The organism is Nostoc sp. UIC 10607 (genome assembly GCF_047228265.1).
Lineage (GTDB): Bacteria > Cyanobacteriota > Cyanobacteriia > Cyanobacteriales > Nostocaceae > Nostoc > Nostoc foliaceum_A.
Window position 1 is genome coordinate 1 of the sequence record NZ_JBIQNW010000096.1, and the last position, 15,912, is coordinate 15,912.

The 15,912-nt window shown below is 41.6% G+C and carries 17 protein-coding genes, 1 other RNA gene and 2 pseudogenes; 13 read left to right on the forward strand and 7 right to left on the reverse strand.

Features of this window, described 5'->3' with window-relative positions:
- Positions 1-59: 59 nt before the first annotated feature.
- Entirely contained in the window at positions 60-584 is a 525-nt protein-coding gene (locus ACEYW6_RS33375; protein WP_412983179.1) for a 2-phosphosulfolactate phosphatase, read from the reverse strand.
- Between the two features lie 61 nt (positions 585-645).
- On the opposite strand from ACEYW6_RS33375, the pseudogene ACEYW6_RS33380 reads away from it, so the two are divergent.
- Positions 646-780, forward strand: a pseudogene (locus tag ACEYW6_RS33380) (type II toxin-antitoxin system VapC family toxin); the annotation flags it as partial.
- Between the two features lie 22 nt (positions 781-802).
- Here the strand turns inward: ACEYW6_RS33380 and ACEYW6_RS33385 are convergent.
- The 5 genes from ACEYW6_RS33385 to ACEYW6_RS33405 form a co-directional block, all read right to left on the reverse strand.
- Positions 803-1,186, reverse strand: a complete 384-nt coding sequence (locus ACEYW6_RS33385) for a barstar family protein (protein WP_412983180.1) — start codon at positions 1,184-1,186, stop codon at positions 803-805.
- Positions 1,187-1,209: 23 nt separating this feature from the next.
- Positions 1,210-1,494 carry a ribonuclease domain-containing protein gene (locus tag ACEYW6_RS33390; RefSeq protein WP_412983181.1) on the reverse strand — a complete coding sequence of 95 codons (285 nt, stop codon included), beginning with the start codon at positions 1,492-1,494 and terminating at the stop codon, positions 1,210-1,212.
- A gap of 142 nt (positions 1,495-1,636) precedes the next feature.
- Entirely contained in the window at positions 1,637-3,256 is a 1,620-nt protein-coding gene (locus ACEYW6_RS33395; RefSeq protein ID WP_412983182.1) for a PDZ domain-containing protein, read from the reverse strand.
- A 6-nt stretch (positions 3,257-3,262) separates the two neighbouring features.
- Positions 3,263-4,051 (reverse strand): PP2C family serine/threonine-protein phosphatase, encoded by a 789-nt coding sequence (locus ACEYW6_RS33400; protein ID WP_412983183.1) that lies wholly within the window; start codon positions 4,049-4,051, stop codon positions 3,263-3,265.
- 10 nt (positions 4,052-4,061) lie between these two features.
- Positions 4,062-4,721, reverse strand: coding sequence for a vWA domain-containing protein (locus ACEYW6_RS33405; RefSeq protein ID WP_412983184.1), 660 nt, complete (start codon positions 4,719-4,721; stop codon positions 4,062-4,064).
- 250 nt (positions 4,722-4,971) lie between these two features.
- Between ACEYW6_RS33405 and ACEYW6_RS33410 the strand changes: the two are divergent.
- The 12 genes and pseudogenes from ACEYW6_RS33410 to ssrA all read left to right on the forward strand — a co-directional run bounded on the left by ACEYW6_RS33410 (position 4,972) and on the right by ssrA (position 14,557).
- A pseudogene (locus tag ACEYW6_RS33410) lies at positions 4,972-5,386 on the forward strand (XisH family protein).
- The gene (locus tag ACEYW6_RS33415; RefSeq protein ID WP_412983185.1) at positions 5,374-5,703 is read left to right on the forward strand and encodes a XisI protein; all 330 of its coding nucleotides are present in this window, start codon (positions 5,374-5,376) and stop codon (positions 5,701-5,703) included. The pseudogene ACEYW6_RS33410 and the gene ACEYW6_RS33415 overlap by 13 nt, the downstream one beginning before the upstream one ends.
- Positions 5,704-5,785: 82 nt before the next feature.
- Positions 5,786-6,967 carry a class I SAM-dependent methyltransferase gene (locus ACEYW6_RS33420; RefSeq protein WP_412983186.1) on the forward strand — a complete coding sequence of 394 codons (1,182 nt, stop codon included), beginning with the start codon at positions 5,786-5,788 and terminating at the stop codon, positions 6,965-6,967.
- Positions 6,968-7,474: 507 nt separating this feature from the next.
- Complete coding sequence (locus tag ACEYW6_RS33425) at positions 7,475-7,957, forward strand: ATP synthase subunit I (protein WP_412983187.1); 483 nt, start codon at positions 7,475-7,477, stop codon at positions 7,955-7,957.
- Between the two features lie 60 nt (positions 7,958-8,017).
- The gene (gene atpB, locus ACEYW6_RS33430) at positions 8,018-8,779 is read left to right on the forward strand and encodes a F0F1 ATP synthase subunit A (protein WP_012411161.1); all 762 of its coding nucleotides are present in this window, start codon (positions 8,018-8,020) and stop codon (positions 8,777-8,779) included.
- A gap of 152 nt (positions 8,780-8,931) precedes the next feature.
- Positions 8,932-9,177, forward strand: coding sequence for an ATP synthase F0 subunit C (atpE, locus tag ACEYW6_RS33435; protein ID WP_012411162.1), 246 nt, complete (start codon positions 8,932-8,934; stop codon positions 9,175-9,177).
- 181 nt (positions 9,178-9,358) lie between these two features.
- Complete coding sequence (locus ACEYW6_RS33440; protein WP_190894666.1) at positions 9,359-9,790, forward strand: F0F1 ATP synthase subunit B'; 432 nt, start codon at positions 9,359-9,361, stop codon at positions 9,788-9,790.
- Between the two features lie 193 nt (positions 9,791-9,983).
- Positions 9,984-10,556: a F0F1 ATP synthase subunit B gene (locus tag ACEYW6_RS33445; protein ID WP_012411164.1), complete on the forward strand. Its 573-nt coding sequence runs from the start codon at positions 9,984-9,986 to the stop codon at positions 10,554-10,556.
- Positions 10,553-11,107, forward strand: coding sequence for an ATP synthase F1 subunit delta (atpH, locus tag ACEYW6_RS33450; RefSeq protein WP_190894668.1), 555 nt, complete (start codon positions 10,553-10,555; stop codon positions 11,105-11,107). The genes ACEYW6_RS33445 and atpH overlap by 4 nt, the downstream gene beginning before the upstream one ends.
- 209 nt (positions 11,108-11,316) lie before the next feature.
- Positions 11,317-12,837: a F0F1 ATP synthase subunit alpha gene (atpA, locus tag ACEYW6_RS33455; protein WP_190894669.1), complete on the forward strand. Its 1,521-nt coding sequence runs from the start codon at positions 11,317-11,319 to the stop codon at positions 12,835-12,837.
- A gap of 96 nt (positions 12,838-12,933) precedes the next feature.
- Complete coding sequence (locus ACEYW6_RS33460; RefSeq protein WP_412983188.1) at positions 12,934-13,881, forward strand: F0F1 ATP synthase subunit gamma; 948 nt, start codon at positions 12,934-12,936, stop codon at positions 13,879-13,881.
- A 286-nt stretch (positions 13,882-14,167) separates the two neighbouring features.
- Positions 14,168-14,557: a transfer-messenger RNA gene (gene ssrA, locus ACEYW6_RS33465) on the forward strand.
- A 148-nt stretch (positions 14,558-14,705) separates the two neighbouring features.
- Here ssrA and ACEYW6_RS33470 read toward each other — a convergent pair.
- Positions 14,706-15,161, reverse strand: a complete 456-nt coding sequence (locus tag ACEYW6_RS33470) for a helix-turn-helix domain-containing protein (protein WP_190894670.1) — start codon at positions 15,159-15,161, stop codon at positions 14,706-14,708.
- Positions 15,162-15,912: the final 751 nt, after the last annotated feature.

The window sequence follows — 15,912 nt, forward strand, 5'->3', positions numbered from 1 at the left end:
GACTGTCTCTTTTAAGATACCTGTCTTGGGGAATGACTATGGTGTTGTTTATTTTTTATTTATAAACACCCTCTAAGAATTGCCCCAGCACCAATTAAATCTTCAAATGCAGGACGTAGGCTACCATCATCTTTCCACCTCTCACCGGCAGGAATTACAGCGATTTTATCGCCATACTTTTGAGCAAACTGCGCTACAGCTTGGCAATTTCGCAAGCAACCAGCCAAAGTTGGTGTATTCCCTGTATGTAAAGTCAAAAAAGAACCATTAGGTGAAGGTAAAACTAGTCTAGTTCCAGCAGGAATTTGAGTCACCGATTTTGGCGAGAGAGAATATCCTGTCATAGTCCAACGTTGTCTATGACTTGCCAACTCTGCTTGCACTGATTTGGCATAATCTATGACAGATTCATCTCTCATTGCGTAGGGAAAAATTATCGCGCCGTTGTTGGTGGCAATTTCCACGCAGGTAGAAAAAGAGAGAACGTCAACTATTACAATTACATCACTGATGGGAGCGAGTTCAGCAACTCCTCGTGGCCCCCACTCACAGCGTAAATTAAACTCTGATTGGTTGTAAATCATGGAGCGATCGCTAGGATTTGACGAGTCTGCTATGAATTGTTACGAAGGCTTGATTCGTTAAAGAATTCGCATTGGTAATCAAGATTTACGCATTGCGGCAATTACGTTGTCGGTGAATGGGATTTTAGTAACCCGCAACCGGAAGGATTTTGAGAAAGTTCCTAATTTGCGTTTAGAAGATTGGACAATATCTTAATTTGTTTAAAGCCTAAATTGACTTATTTGTTTATAGTTAAAAAATTCAGAGTTATATTATTAGCTTCCCAGTATTCTTTAGCTGAATTTAAAATATCCAATGCTATTTGGTACTGTGTCGGTTCAGCTTGAGCAAATATATCAGCATGGTCATACAATATGACGTATCTCTCAGCTGGACACCATGTTAAATCGGTGATACATTCATCAAAAGCATCCCAATTAGCACCAAAGTATGTAGGAAATTGCATTGCTTCAGCAGCTTTACTTAAAAATGTTTCTTTGCTATTAATTTTTTTACCATCAAGATAAAAAACTTTAGTTCCTGGTTCTGCGGCTATTTGTTCCACTGCTTCACGTATGCCTTGCTTTACATCTATTGACGAAATATTTAGAAATTCACTCATATATTCCTCCTTACTCATCAGGACTAGTAGATGACTTCTTGAAAGCTATTGTAGTGATCAGCAGTATAATAAACTTCGGCATTTTGCCCAGTAATCAGACGGCGACTACCTCTATCTGTTGCTCCGGGAGTTGGTACTGTGTAATCTCTGTAATATCCTCGCGGTTGTGGTGGCAGTAATCCTTCAAGGTTTTTGAAAACAATGCCATCTTTGCTATGAGGGTAAGAACCGCCTACGGAAATAAGATTGATAGTAGCTTGAACTTCTGGAGGTAATTTACTAATGTCAACTTGTGGTATTACACTCATTATAAATACTTTCTTTGATTTTCTCAACCACTAGCTGAAGGATATATAGAAGCTGATCGCCGTGAACTTGATTTAGAGAATGAGACAAAGTGAGTATTGTGTGGATATGTAGATACAGATCACTTATACTTTCAGTTAGCACTTAGTTATTAAGTATAGTCTCAATGTTCTGGCATTTAATCAGGATGATACCATAATCTCCCGGTTTAAGACGGGATGAACAACGTTTTACAAGCAAAAAAACTACAGTATTTACATCTGCTTGTATCAAATTAGCTACATCTGTTGCACTCATTGTTGATGTCGATCTGCCATTTACTTCCAATATTTGATCGGCAACTTTAATATTTCGCAATGCTGCTGGAGATTTTTCCAAGACATTCGTAACTTTTGGTATTTTAGTTTCTTCATTAACTTGGAATGAAATACCAATATCGATGGTATACTCTTTAATCTCACTGGTCGCTATTTCTGTCAATTGCGATTGAGTTAATTTCTGTGTTGCATCTTTTACAGAATTAGAATTGTTAGAGCTAGAAAACAGACTACCAGTAGCAAAAATAACAAGTAAAATTAACGCTACCCAGGCTAAGAATGAACCAATAATAATCAAACAAAACCGATCAGTGCGCTCTTCTTGGAGAGTGCATATTTGCCCTACTATTGCGACATTTTCTATAATTTTATTTGTGGCAAAAGCTTTAGGTTGTGATGTTGATACAGCAAAAGCAGCTTGTTGTTTTGGTTTAACAAACCCAGGAAATATATCAATACCAAGTTTTGTAGAACGATCGCACCAATAACACTTACCACAAGTTCGGCTGTAATAGTGGCTGTCTGCTTTTCCACAGATAGTTAACTCATTAACAGCAAGTCTGAGCGCCTTTACCCAATCCCCAGCAGTTGGGCGCAAGTTAGAATCGTTAAAGCATCTGAGAAAACATCGCTGAAGCTCTGGGTGAACAATTTCAAGAGTAATTGTCCTTTCTACAGGTTTAATCAAACGGTTTGGTGCATACAGCCATAAACCCCGGCGGATAAGTTCATTAGTTTCTGGAGTTTCTCCCGTACCTATCCACTTTCCGGCAAAAGGACTTTCACCACCAAACAATAACTGATAGATAATCACTGCTAACCGGAAGCGATCGTGTACTTCCGTTTGATCAATGCTAGAAAAATCTTTATCAATCAGTTCCGGTGGTGTATAATCTGGTGAACCAACTGAACAACGATAAATCTTGCCATTTACCGGATTCCGAACCTGAAAAGAATCAGTATCAATAATTGAAGGTAAGGCGCGATCGTTTACAAGAATATTTTGCGGCTTGATGTCACCCAAAACATAGCCAGAAATGTGAATTGCTTCAATAATTGAGGCGATATTCAGCGCCGTTGTGTGGAAAAAACGCCAATCAACATCAAGTTTCAAAGCCTTTCTTTTTTTGGGATTGTATACATCAAGAAGTTGTTTCGCTTCCTTAATTTCCGGCATCAAAAAGCCTACGCAATTAGCCTGAGCATCTTTCAGTACCGACTTAGGCCAAGCAAAAGAAATATGATTGAGGTGAGAGTTTGGCTCTTTGGGTCGGTGTGCAATCATCACCGCCAACTTTTGCACATGCTCAGGAGTTTGCGAGTGGTAAATTTTTGCTAAGTAACCATTGTGATTAGTTCGCCAAACCTTACCTTCACCACTATCAGCTATCGGTTCACCCAGCAGAGTAATTGATTTTCCCGTACTGGAACAGGTGAGAACTGTCATCGAATTTTACTCTCTATCAAACAAGCACAAAAGTAAGGTTTTATCATCATCAGTGCGAGAATTTAGCCGTTCAGAGTTGAGGAATTCTATCAGATATTTATCTTCATCCTCTGGATTAATAGGTTCGTGCAAGTATTCCTCCAAAGGTTTAAAGAAAGGCGAGAAGGGTTGCCAGTCACTCAAGCGAATTGCTACTTTTTCTAGTCCATCAGTGGAAGCACAAATAAACTCTTGTTTTTCGGAAATGACCTTTACCTGCATTTCTTTTAGGGCATTTGTTGAGGTAATAAAAGTTGTTTCATTAGCAAACTCACCTTTATCTGGCTGAAACAACAGTTGATATTCTGACTCTTGGGAACGAATTACAATAAATCCATCTCCGATTTGCATAGCTGCAATGTAGTCAGGAGTTGCCACGAAAACCAACAAAGTACAAGCTAAATCATTGACAGAATAATCTCCTTCATCTGCTTGGTTCTGTAATTCCGTAATAATTTGATTCACAATCTTAGCAAAAACTTTCTGAGCTTCTTCTTTGGACAGTGGTTGAGAAAAACCTTGCTCGAATTCTTCTTGCTTCTCAGGATATTCACTAAGATCAGAAAAGCATTTGAGTACCGTTTCTACCGCCAACCGAGAACCAACATCAGAATGTTTAGCACTACCAGCACCATCAGCAACAGCACCTACAATCACATCATCAAAGCTGCGATAATTCCCATAATCTTGACAAACTATCCCCTGCTTTTGATGACTCGTTCCAATCTCTGAACGTGCAACAGCTTTCCAATTCACAAAATTTCCTCTAACTAGTAATTTGACCCCATCCCATAGCTGGTAAAGCTACAGCCTGCCCTACTTTGCCACTAGAAACCCGTTTCATCGAAGTAGAAAGCCAGACAAACAACTCACGAAAATCTAAGCCATTTAGCATAACTGGTGGACGTTCAGGAGGAGAAATTTGTTTGAGGATATTCATATCAGCACCCTGTACACCAACCGCAAAAAATGACAGTCGGCTTTGTGCTTCTGCTTCTCTCAACCTTTGCGCGGCTGATTGCCAGGAGTCAGTTGGCGCTCCGTCTGTAATCAAAAACACCCACGGGCGATAATAGAGAATACCGTTGTCTTTATAAGTCTGTTTCCGGCTTTCTAGAAAATCCAAAGCATACTCAATCGCCCCACCCATTGGGGTAACACCATCTACTTCTAATGTAGGCGGTGTAAATTGGTCAATCGTCACAAAGTCTTGCGTGAGTTTAACTATGGGGTCAAATGTTATCATAGCCACTTCCACACTCAGCGATGCTTGGGAATCTTTGAGTATATCTGCTTTGAAAGCAGCAAGTCCTCGATTTAACTCTTGGATAGGCTGACCTGACATAGAGCCAGAAGTATCGAGTAAAAGAATCACAGGGCAACGATTTTCTGGATTTTCAACGAATTCAGGCATTCCTACAGCCATTTAATGCTCCTAGATAAGTAAATTTTTATACAAAATTACAATTAAAGTTTATTAGTTAATAGATACTTAAACAGTAGTGTTTTTACTGGAACAATTTTCCTGCTTAAAATATATGGGCTGATGGCGATCGCAATTATTTGTCTACCTGAAGTGTCCAGCATTCGCTAAACTCAGAATTGCTGCAATATTGCTCATGAAATCTCAGGCTCCCATACCGCTAGCGCTACTGTTGCCAGATTTTACGATACCTATGCCTTCTAAAGATATATTTCATCAATCTGTCCGCACTGCTTTAAAAAAAGATGGTTGGATGATTCCATGACCCACTGCATCTGAAAGTTGATGATATTGAATTTTTTGTGGATTTAGGAGCAGAAAGACTATTAGCAGCACAAAAACAAGGTCAAAAAATAGCTGTAGAAATTAAATCCTTTGTAGGTGCATCTGAAGTAACAGAATTTCATCTCGCTTTAGGTCAAACCTTGAATTATCGGCTAGCATTGAAAAAAGAAGAACCAGAACGCATTCTATATCTAGCTATTAGCCAAGATACATACCAAGACTTTTTCTCACGTCAATTTATTCAAGATTCTTTAAAAGAATATCAAATTAAACTTTTAATATTTAATTCCTTAAGTCAGGACATTGTTTTATGGAAGGAATAAATTACTCTCAAATTATTCAAGATATTTTAAGTAATCATTCCGCTAATTATGTGGCTAATGGCACAGAAATTCAACTGTTGTTTGACGCAGAACGCCATCATTATCAAGTCTTAAATATTGGCTGGAAAGAACAACGGAGAATTTATGGAGTCATCATTCATGTTGATATAAAAGACAAAAAAATTTGGATACAAAGAGATGGTGCAGAAATCGGCATTGCTAATGAATTAATTGCTGCTGGAGTACCTAAAGAAGATATTGTATTAGGATTTCACGCTCCTTATAAACGCCAATTTACTGACTTTGCTGTTGGATGAATATCAGGAAATAAACAATAGTAATCTTTGCTCTAATCAGCCACTATCCGCTAAACTCAGAAATGCTGCGTTATTCCTCATCATGTCCGATTCCCAAACTGTTAGTGCTGCTGTTGCCAAACTCTACAATACCTACCCCTTTCCGCCAGAAGCCTTGTTGGATGAACCACCTCCAGGCTACAACTGGCGCTGGAATTGGCTAGCCGCTCATAACTTCTGCACAGGCCAAAAACCCCAAAAGCAAGATATTCGGATTTTAGATGCAGGTTGCGGTACTGGTGTGGGTACAGAGTACTTGGTTCACCTCAATCCACAAGCTTCGGTTGTGGGAATTGATCTCAGTACTGGCGCTTTAGCTGTAGCAAAAGAACGTTGTCAGCGTTCAGGGGCTACCCGCGTTGAATTTCATCACCTCAGCTTGTTTGATGTGGAACAGTTATCGGGTGAGTTTGATTTAATCAACTGTGTCGGTGTTTTGCATCATACCTCCGATCCAATTCGCGGTATTCAAGCTTTGGCGAAAAAGTTAGCCCCAGGCGGCTTAATGCACATTTTTGTGTACGGGGAGTTGGGACGCTGGGAAATTCAACTCATGCAAAAAGCGATCGCACTTCTTCAAGGTGACAAAAAAGGCGATTACCGCGATGGTGTCCAAGTCGGACGACAAATATTTGCTTCTCTACCAGAAAATAACCGAATTGTCAAATACGATAAACAGCGTTGGTCATTAGAAAACCACAAGGATGAAAACTTTGCGGATATGTACGTTCATCCCCAGGAAATTGACTACAACATTGAGACGCTGTTTGAATTAATAGATGCTTCGGGATTAGAGTTTATTGGTTTCTCGAATCCGAGTTTCTGGGATTTAGAGAGACTTTTGGGCAAAGCACCAGAGTTAGTAGAACGGGCAAAAGATTTGAGCGATCGCCAAGTCTACCGCCTGATAGAATTACTAGATCCAGAAGTAACTCATTACGAGTTTTTCCTTGGTCGTCCCCCCTTAATCAAGTCCAACTGGTCAGACGATAACGCCCTATTGGCAGCTATTCCCGAACTTAATCCTTGTCTTCAGGGATTTCCCAGTCAATGTTTCTTTAATTACGATTACCAAATTGTTAATTTATCTGTAGCAGAGTTTGAGTTTATGCAAAGATGTGATGCAAATTCAAGAGTGGCAGATATTTTACCAGTTGGGCAACTCGGATTAGATGGTGTAAGAAGGCTTGTTCAGCAGCAACTGATTTTATTGACACCTGTTTAATTACACTGCACTCTGCTACTGAGTTAATAAAAGCAATTTATACTCGTGGTGATGAGCGATCGCCTATCACCACTTTTGGCAAATTAATGTAAATTAAGAAAGTGCCCAAGAAACGGGGTATTGTACATCGCAAAAGTTGGAGTTTTCTGGGATTCAGCAGTGGTGCGATCTTTTATGACAAGCCGCTACTCTACGATTTCTGATTTGCGGTACGTCCATACGCTCTTCAAGCACCAGTTGATTTTATTGACACCGACTTCATTCAAACACCAAGATGTTATGTAACGACTTTGGAGGAGAATTATTCATTCAAAAAAACTGAAATTGGAAGAAATTTTGAATTTCCAGGCAACAATTATTGATTATTCACCCTCACCCTCCCTCACATAATCAGCCGCTCTCTCGCTTCTGGGAGCGCGATTTTACTGGCTGTGTAACGTTGCCAAGAAGTTAATTGTTTTTTCCTAAAGTATTGTTACCGGATCGTGATATGATTCAGCTGACTGAATGTGCAGTCATCATAATTTAGCTGTACTGGTTTCAAGTCTCGTGAGCTTGTCAGACGAATCAATTGCGCCCACTCCGACAACGCAACAAGATGCTAAAACTGGTTCTGGAGACACAGAATCAGATAACTCTATGCAAGAGTTTTATCAACTCTTCCAGCGGTTGTTGGTAATCACGCTTGTCTTGACGGGGGTTATTTTTATCTCTGTGTGGATTTTTTATTCCTTAAACATTGCCCTAAATTATTTAATTGGGGCGTGTACAGGTGTGGTTTACTTAAAAATGTTGGCTAGAGACGTTGAGCAACTTGGTAGTGAAAAAACCAGTTTGAGCAAAACTCGTTTTGCTCTATTTATGGGAGTCATGATCGTGGCAACTCAATGGCGTGAGCTACAGATTTTGCCCATATTTTTGGGATTTTTAACTTACAAAGCCACGCTCTTCGTCTATATGGTGCAAATTGCGTTCATTCCTGATTCTTAAAAAGTCAGGCTCACAAAGATAGTAATCCCATCCTCGATCGTTGGGGAAAATGCTTGAAGAATGCAAATGCTTAGTGTCTTAAACGCCTTTAATTCTTTTCCCCTCGCCGAATTAGAAGTAGGTCATCATTTCTACTGGCAGTTGGGCAATCTTAAAATTCATGGGCAAGTTTTTCTCACCTCATGGTTTGTGATTAGCATTTTAGTAGTGGCTTCAATAGCTGCTACTCGCAACGCACAAAGAATTCCCAAGGGCATCCAGAATTTGATGGAATACGCCCTAGAATTTATTCGTGATTTGGCCAAAAACCAACTTGGTGAGAAAGAGTACCGCCCTTGGGTGCCATTTATTGGCACATTGTTCTTGTTTATTTTCGTATCGAACTGGTCAGGTGCGCTAATTCCCTGGAAGCTCATCAAGCTACCTTCAGGCGAATTGGCAGCTCCTACCAATGACATCAATACGACTGTTGCATTGGCACTGCTAACTTCATTAGCGTACTTTTACGCGGGTTTTAGCAAGCGGGGTTTAGGCTACTTTAAGAAATATATAGAGCCAACACCCGTTTTGTTGCCGATCGCAATTCTCGAAGATTTCACCAAGCCCCTCTCCCTAAGCTTCCGGCTATTTGGTAATATTTTGGCGGATGAATTGGTAGTCGCGGTGTTGGTGCTGCTAGTTCCTCTATTTGTACCTCTGCCTGTAATGGCGTTGGGTTTATTTACCAGTGCCATTCAAGCTCTGGTTTTCGCCACCCTCGCCGGAGCATACATTCATGAGGCAATGGAGGGACATGGTGGAGAAGAACATGAGGAGCATTAAACTTCTCAGCTGATAGCACAGTTCCAAGAGCATATTCGCTCAAAACATCGCAAAGCGCGATCGATCAAAGAACTCATGTGCAGCGTGAAAACCACGTTTCTAATCGTTAACGTACTTTTGTTAGTTTTGTAATCAAAGCAAGGAAAATCAACATGGATCCATTAGTTCAGGCTGCTTCAGTTCTCGCTGCTGCTTTAGCGATTGGTTTAGCTGCAATTGGCCCTGGTATTGGTCAAGGTAACGCTGCTGGACAAGCAGTAGAAGGTATTGCTCGTCAACCTGAAGCAGAAGGAAAAATTCGCGGTACTCTGCTATTAACCTTGGCATTCATGGAATCCTTGACTATCTATGGTCTGGTAATTGCCCTGGTATTGCTGTTCGCTAACCCCTTCGGTTAATACCTAAAAATTTTGTGAGTGTGGAGACGTGAATTATCACGCCTCTACAATCAAAAAGTTTTGGGTATCTCAATAGTTATAATGTTCAGTTGACCCTTGTTGGCTATGGGTCTCTAAAATATGAAAGGTTGGATGACGTTGCTAGCCATGAAAACTGCTACTCCAGCCAAAGAGGAGACAAATGTTTGATTTCGATGCTACCTTGCCCTTCATGGCATTGCAATTCCTGCTATTAGCAGCTTTGTTGAATGCAATTTTCTATAAGCCACTAACCAAGGTACTAGACGATCGCGATAGTTACATCCGAACGAATACCCTTGAGGCGCGGGAGAGCTTGGCTAAAGCCGAGCGCTTGGCTACCGAATATGAGCAGCAACTCGCAGACGCTCGCAGACAATCGCAAGCTACTGTAGAAGCAGCTCAACTTGAAGCTAAGAAAATTACTGCCGAGAAAATCGCTGAGGCCCAAAAGGAAGCTCAGTCTCAACGAGAACAAGCTTCTGTTGAAATAGAACAACAAAAGCAAGAAGCTTTTCGTACCTTAGAGCAACAAGTTGATGCTCTAAGCAGGCAGATTCTAGAAAAACTATTGGGGCCAACTCCAGTTAGATAAGCTAACGAGATTGGTTCTGTGTAAAGCATACGCGCAACTGGGCCCTAGTCCAGAGCGCAAAATTTAAGTGTCAAAAAAGGCACTTTTTCCCTTCTGGGGAAAGATACTTAATTTCCTTACAGGGAAAAGATACTTAAATTTCCTTCCCCTGGGGAAAATACAACGTATTAGCAAGCGAGCAGCGCACTTGTAAATGGGTATCATGGGGACATTCTTATTACTTGCCGCAGAAGCGAACGCTGTTCACTCTGAATTGGCAGAAGGCGCAGCAGAAGGTGGTTTCGGTCTAAACCTAGACATTTTTGAAACCAATCTGATCAATCTAGCGATTCTGGTTGGCATACTATTCTACTTCGGACGTAAAGTTTTAAGCAATATCCTGAACGAGCGACAATCCAATATTGCCACCGCAATTCAGGAAGCAGAAGGACGCTTAAAAGAGGCAAAGACTGCCCTTTCCCAAGCGCAAGAGCAGTTGAAGCAATCTCAGGCAGAGGCAGAACGCATCCGCCAATCTGCCGTAGAAAACGCCCAAAAGGCGAAAGAAGCCTTGTTGGCGAAGGCAGTGCAAGACGTAGAACGCTTAAAACAAACAGCAGCAGCAGATTTAAACACCGAAACAGAGCGAGCGATCGCTCAACTACGGCAACGGGTAGCTACACTAGCATTGCAAAAAGTCGAATCGCAACTCAAAGGCGGGATTGCCGACGATGCTCAACAAAGTTTAATTGACCGCAGCATCGCACAACTGGGAGGCAATGTATGACAAGTCAAGTAGCGGCAGCCGAAGTAGCCCAGCCTTACGCACAGGCACTTTTGTCAATAGCGCAATCGAAAAATTTGACAGAAGAGTTCGGGGAAGATGCGCGTACTTTCCTGGGACTGCTCAGGGCAGACAAACAGCTACACAACTTCTTCAGCAATCCGTTTATTCAGGCTGAGAACAAAAAAGCTCTCATCAAACAAATACTCGGTGAAGGCTCTAACCCCTACTTACGCAACTTTTTGTTGGTACTAGTAGACAAACGCCGCATTGCATTCTTGGAATCGATTTTTCAACAATATCTGGCGCTGTTGCGGCAGCTGAATCAAACCGTATTAGCGGAAGTAGTTTCAGCCGTTCCCCTCACAGAAGCTCAACAGCAGGCGATCACAGAAAAGGTGATTGCCATAACTAATGCTCGCCAGGTAGAACTAGAAACCAAGGTAGACAGTGAGTTAATTGGTGGTGTGATCATTAAAGTAGGTTCGCAGGTAATTGACGCCAGTATCCGGGGTCAGTTGCGCCGCCTTTCATTGCGCTTAACTAATAGCTAGAAAGTTAGGAGTTAGAGAGACGCGATTAATCGCGTACAAAAGTTAAGAGTAGAGACGCGATTAATCGCGTCTGTACAGTTAGGAGTTAAGTAAATAGTAATTTATTTTGACTTTTAACTTGTAATTTTTGCATTTTTAACTCATCACTCCTAACTCTTAACTCCTAACTGAATTCATTTTTCCGTCTCGAAAGCAAACAAGATAGACACATGAGCATATCAATTAGACCTGACGAAATTAGCAGCATTATTCAACAACAAATCGAGCAATACGATCAAGAGGTCAAAGTTGCTAACGTTGGTACCGTCCTACAAGTAGGTGACGGTATTGCCCGGATCTATGGTCTGGAAAAGGCTATGGCTGGGGAACTCTTAGAATTTGAAGATGGCACAATTGGCATCGCCCAAAACTTAGAAGAAGACAACGTGGGTGCGGTGTTGATGGGTGAAGGGCTGGAAATTCAAGAAGGTAGTTCTGTAACCGCTACTGGTAGAATTGCTCAAATTCCAGTAGGAGAAGCCTTAATTGGAAGAGTTGTAGACGCTTTAGGTCGTCCCATCGATGGTAAGGGAGACATCAAATCCTCAGAAAGCCGTTTGATTGAATCTCCAGCGCCTGGTATCATTGCTCGTCGATCTGTACACGAACCCATGCAAACAGGGATTACAGCTATTGACTCAATGATTCCCATCGGTCGCGGTCAACGGGAATTGATTATTGGCGATCGCCAAACCGGTAAAACTGCGATCGCAATCGACACCATCATCAACCAAAAAGAAGAAGATGTAGTTTGTGTCTACGTTGCGATCGGTCAAAAGGCTTCCACCGTAGCTAACGTGGTGCAGACATTGCAAGAAAAAGGTGCGATGGATTACACCATCGTCGTCGCCGCTAGCGCCAGTGAACCAGCAACACTGCAATACCTAGCTCCTTACACAGGCGCAACTATTGCCGAGTACTTTATGTACAAAGGCAAAGCTACCCTAGTAATTTACGACGATCTTTCCAAGCAAGCCCAAGCTTATCGCCAAATGTCCCTGCTGCTACGTCGCCCACCCGGACGCGAAGCTTACCCCGGAGATGTATTTTACATTCACTCTCGTTTGTTAGAAAGAGCCGCAAAGCTAAGTGACGAATTAGGTAAAGGCAGCATGACCGCCCTACCAATTATCGAAACCCAAGCTGGTGACGTTTCGGCATACATCCCCACAAACGTAATTTCCATTACCGATGGTCAGATATTCCTGTCTTCTGACTTATTTAACGCTGGTATCCGTCCAGCTGTGAACCCAGGTATTTCAGTATCCCGCGTGGGTTCTGCGGCGCAAACCAAGGCAATGAAAAAAGTTGCCGGTAAGATTAAATTGGAACTAGCCCAATTTGACGACCTGCAAGCCTTCGCTCAATTTGCTTCTGACTTAGATAAAGCCACTCAAGACCAGTTGGCACGTGGTCAACGGTTACGTGAACTCCTCAAGCAGCCACAAAATTCGCCACTCTCGGTATACGAGCAAGTAGCAATTCTTTACGCTGGTATCAATGGTTACTTGGATGACGTTCCTGTAGATAAAGTCACAACCTTTACCCAAGGTCTGCGGGAGTACTTAAAGACTGGTAAAACCCAGTATGCCGAAGGAGTAAGAACCTCCAAAGCACTAGGTGATGCAGAAGAAGCTGCATTAAAGGAAGCACTTACCGAATACAAGAAGACCTTCAAAGCAGCAGCGTAATTAAAGTGAGGAGTGAAGAGTTAAGAGTTAAAAGTTAATGAAATACTCCTAGCTCTTAACTCCTAACTCCTAACTCCTAACTCCTAACTCAAGAATATGGCCAATCTAAAAGCAATACGCGATCGCATTCAGTCGGTCAAAAACACCAAAAAAATCACAGAAGCCATGCGTCTCGTAGCTGCGGCTAGAGTGCGTCGGGCACAAGAACAAGTGCTAGCAACTCGCCCCTTTGCCGATCGCTTGGCACAAGTATTGTATGGTTTACAAAGTCGTCTGCGGTTTGAAGAAGCAAACCTGCCACTACTGAGAAAACGGGAAGTTAAGTCAGTCGGGCTATTGGTAATTTCAGGCGATCGCGGTCTATGCGGCGGCTACAATAATAACGTTATCCGTCGTGCAGAAAACCGCGCCAAAGAACTCAAGGCAGAAGGTTTAAACTATCAATTTGTGTTAGTCGGACGCAAATCTACGCAGTACTTTCAACGCCGTGATCAGCCTATTGATGCTACCTATAGCGGCTTAGAGCAAATTCCTACCGCAGCAGAAGCCAATCAGATTGCCGACCAACTACTTTCCTTGTTCCTTTCCGAAGAAGTAGACCGGATCGAATTAATCTACACCAGATTCCTTTCATTGGTTAGCTCCCGTCCTGTGGTGCAAACCTTACTGCCCCTCGATCCGCAAGGTCTAGAAGCAGCCGATGATGAAATCTTCCGCTTGACAACCCGTGGCGGTAAATTTGAAGTCGAACGGGAGAAAGTGACTAGCCAAGTCCGCCCGTTGGCTCCTGACATGATTTTCGAGCAAGATCCAGTGCAGATTCTCGATTCTTTGTTGCCCCTGTATCTAAGTAACCAGCTATTGCGGGCGCTGCAAGAATCTGCGGCTAGTGAGCTAGCAGCGCGGATGACAGCCATGAGTAATGCCAGTGAAAATGCTGGTGAACTGATTAACACCCTCACACTGTCTTACAACAAAGCCCGACAAGCTGCTATTACCCAAGAACTCCTTGAGGTTGTAGGTGGTGCTGAAGCACTAACTTAGGGTATAGCTAATTATTTATTTGTAGTGCTTTGTAATATATAGCCAATTGCTAATCTTAAAATAATTAGCAATTGGCTATTTTTAGTATTTGGGACTTTTAACTAGATGACATTGACGGTATATGGGTCATTATGTACTGAGGTTTATCAACAAACTATACTGTTGGTATAGAGCCAAGTTCATATAAAGATACCCTGTGTTTCTCAGCAGCACTGGCATGAACCAAAATTTTTGTCTAGCAACACATTTCAAAAATTGCGTATTATAATTAGATTATGAAGCGCATGGGTCCGTCACGGTTTCGACAGGTTGGCGAACGCTGCTCTGTGATTCAGGTCGAGAGTGAGTCTCCTCTCGAAAATCAAAGGCTCAAACAAAAAGTAAATGCGAATAACATCGTTAACTTTGCTCGTAAGGATGCTCTAGTAGCTGCCTAAACACCTCTTATAGGTTCGAGCGTCTTTAGTTTGACTCCGTTAAGGACTGAAGACCAACCCCCAACGGATGCTCTAGCAAGCGTTCTCTGGTTGGCTTGCTGGCTAAGATTAAATCAGAGCATCCTACGTTCGGGATAATGAACGATTCCCGCCTTGAGGGTCAGAAAGGCTAAACCTGTGAATGAGCGGGGGGTCAATACCCAATTTGGACAGCAGTTCGACTCTGCTCGGATCCACTAAGAATAAATAACAATTCCACCAAACAGTTTAATGTTTAGGTGGATTTTGTTTTATTACGTTTATTATGCAAAACCGTCCCTCTTTGACGGGTAAGAGGGACAGACTTGAACTAAAGTTCAAAGTAGGGAGAGGTTTATAGAACTCACGTTAATTATTCTGCTCCTGGGGTTGTTTGCGTGTGCTTCCAAACCTCCTTCCCCTTTTTTTAAGTACCCGTCGTAATCGATCTGCACTCAAGTTTACTTGACGCTCAGATGCCAGTTTTTTTGCTAATTGTTTAGAGTTATAAGTTTGTGACTCTTGAGCTAAACAATTTTCTAGATAAACCAAATCTGATTCTGAATATCGGGGTTTTCCTCCTCGGCCAGGAGCATCCCACAGACCTGCTAAACCCATCTTTTCCCAGCGATGAAGGGTTTGACGTACTGTTGAAATCGCCCAGTTCAAACCTTTAGCAATTTGCTCATTTTTTAAGCCGCGAGTATTCAGCAGTAAAACTTGAGCACGATCCTTGGTACGTTGAGGAACATCTTTGGCTTTTCTCAACTCTTCTAAAGTCAGCTTTTCTTCTTTAGTTAGAAAGACTTTTAATCGGCATCCCATAAACAATAACCTTTTGCACAGTCAATTTTTGCTATTTTTATGTCTATTCACGCCTATATACTTGATTACTTGCGTATGTAACAACAAATTCTAGAAACTTAACTACAAGTACAAGAATGCCAACGTATAGAAGGCTGGTACGTAAGAAGCGTTGGCTTGAGAACACTATCAATAAGTTAGGCACATCAGAAATGGCACCATTAGCCTGTATAGACAGGTTTATTGGAAGCTATGAGAATAAGGATTTATTGGCGTTGTCCTGATTAATGTTTAAAGTCGATAATAAAGGACTGTATCATTAAAATTATTAGATTACTCGTATGGTTACGGAGTTTTATCGAAACTTTAAAAATGATTTTTACGCTAATTTTAATTTGGATGAGCAGAAAAATATATACAAGCCTAGTTCCTTTTTATTCAACTCGCCTCTGGAAGTTTGCTTTGATTATCTCCATAATAAATATCTGCTTTCTCGACTTTATACAAAGTTTATATTTTACGTAATAAGATTCTTGTTTAGGACAAAAATATATTCAATACTCATTGGGAAAAGCAGGTCTAATAGCTTAGTAGATGTGGGTTAGAACGTAGATAAATTTACCTTACTTTTCCTACTTTTCCCACCTTTCCTACTTTTCCCACCTTTCCTACTTGTTTATCAGTGAGGATCTTAAAGTAAGGATTCAGGCCTAATATTTAGGAAGCAAAGACGGGCGAGACTGAGAATCAGCCAGTAGTGCTTGTACAAAGA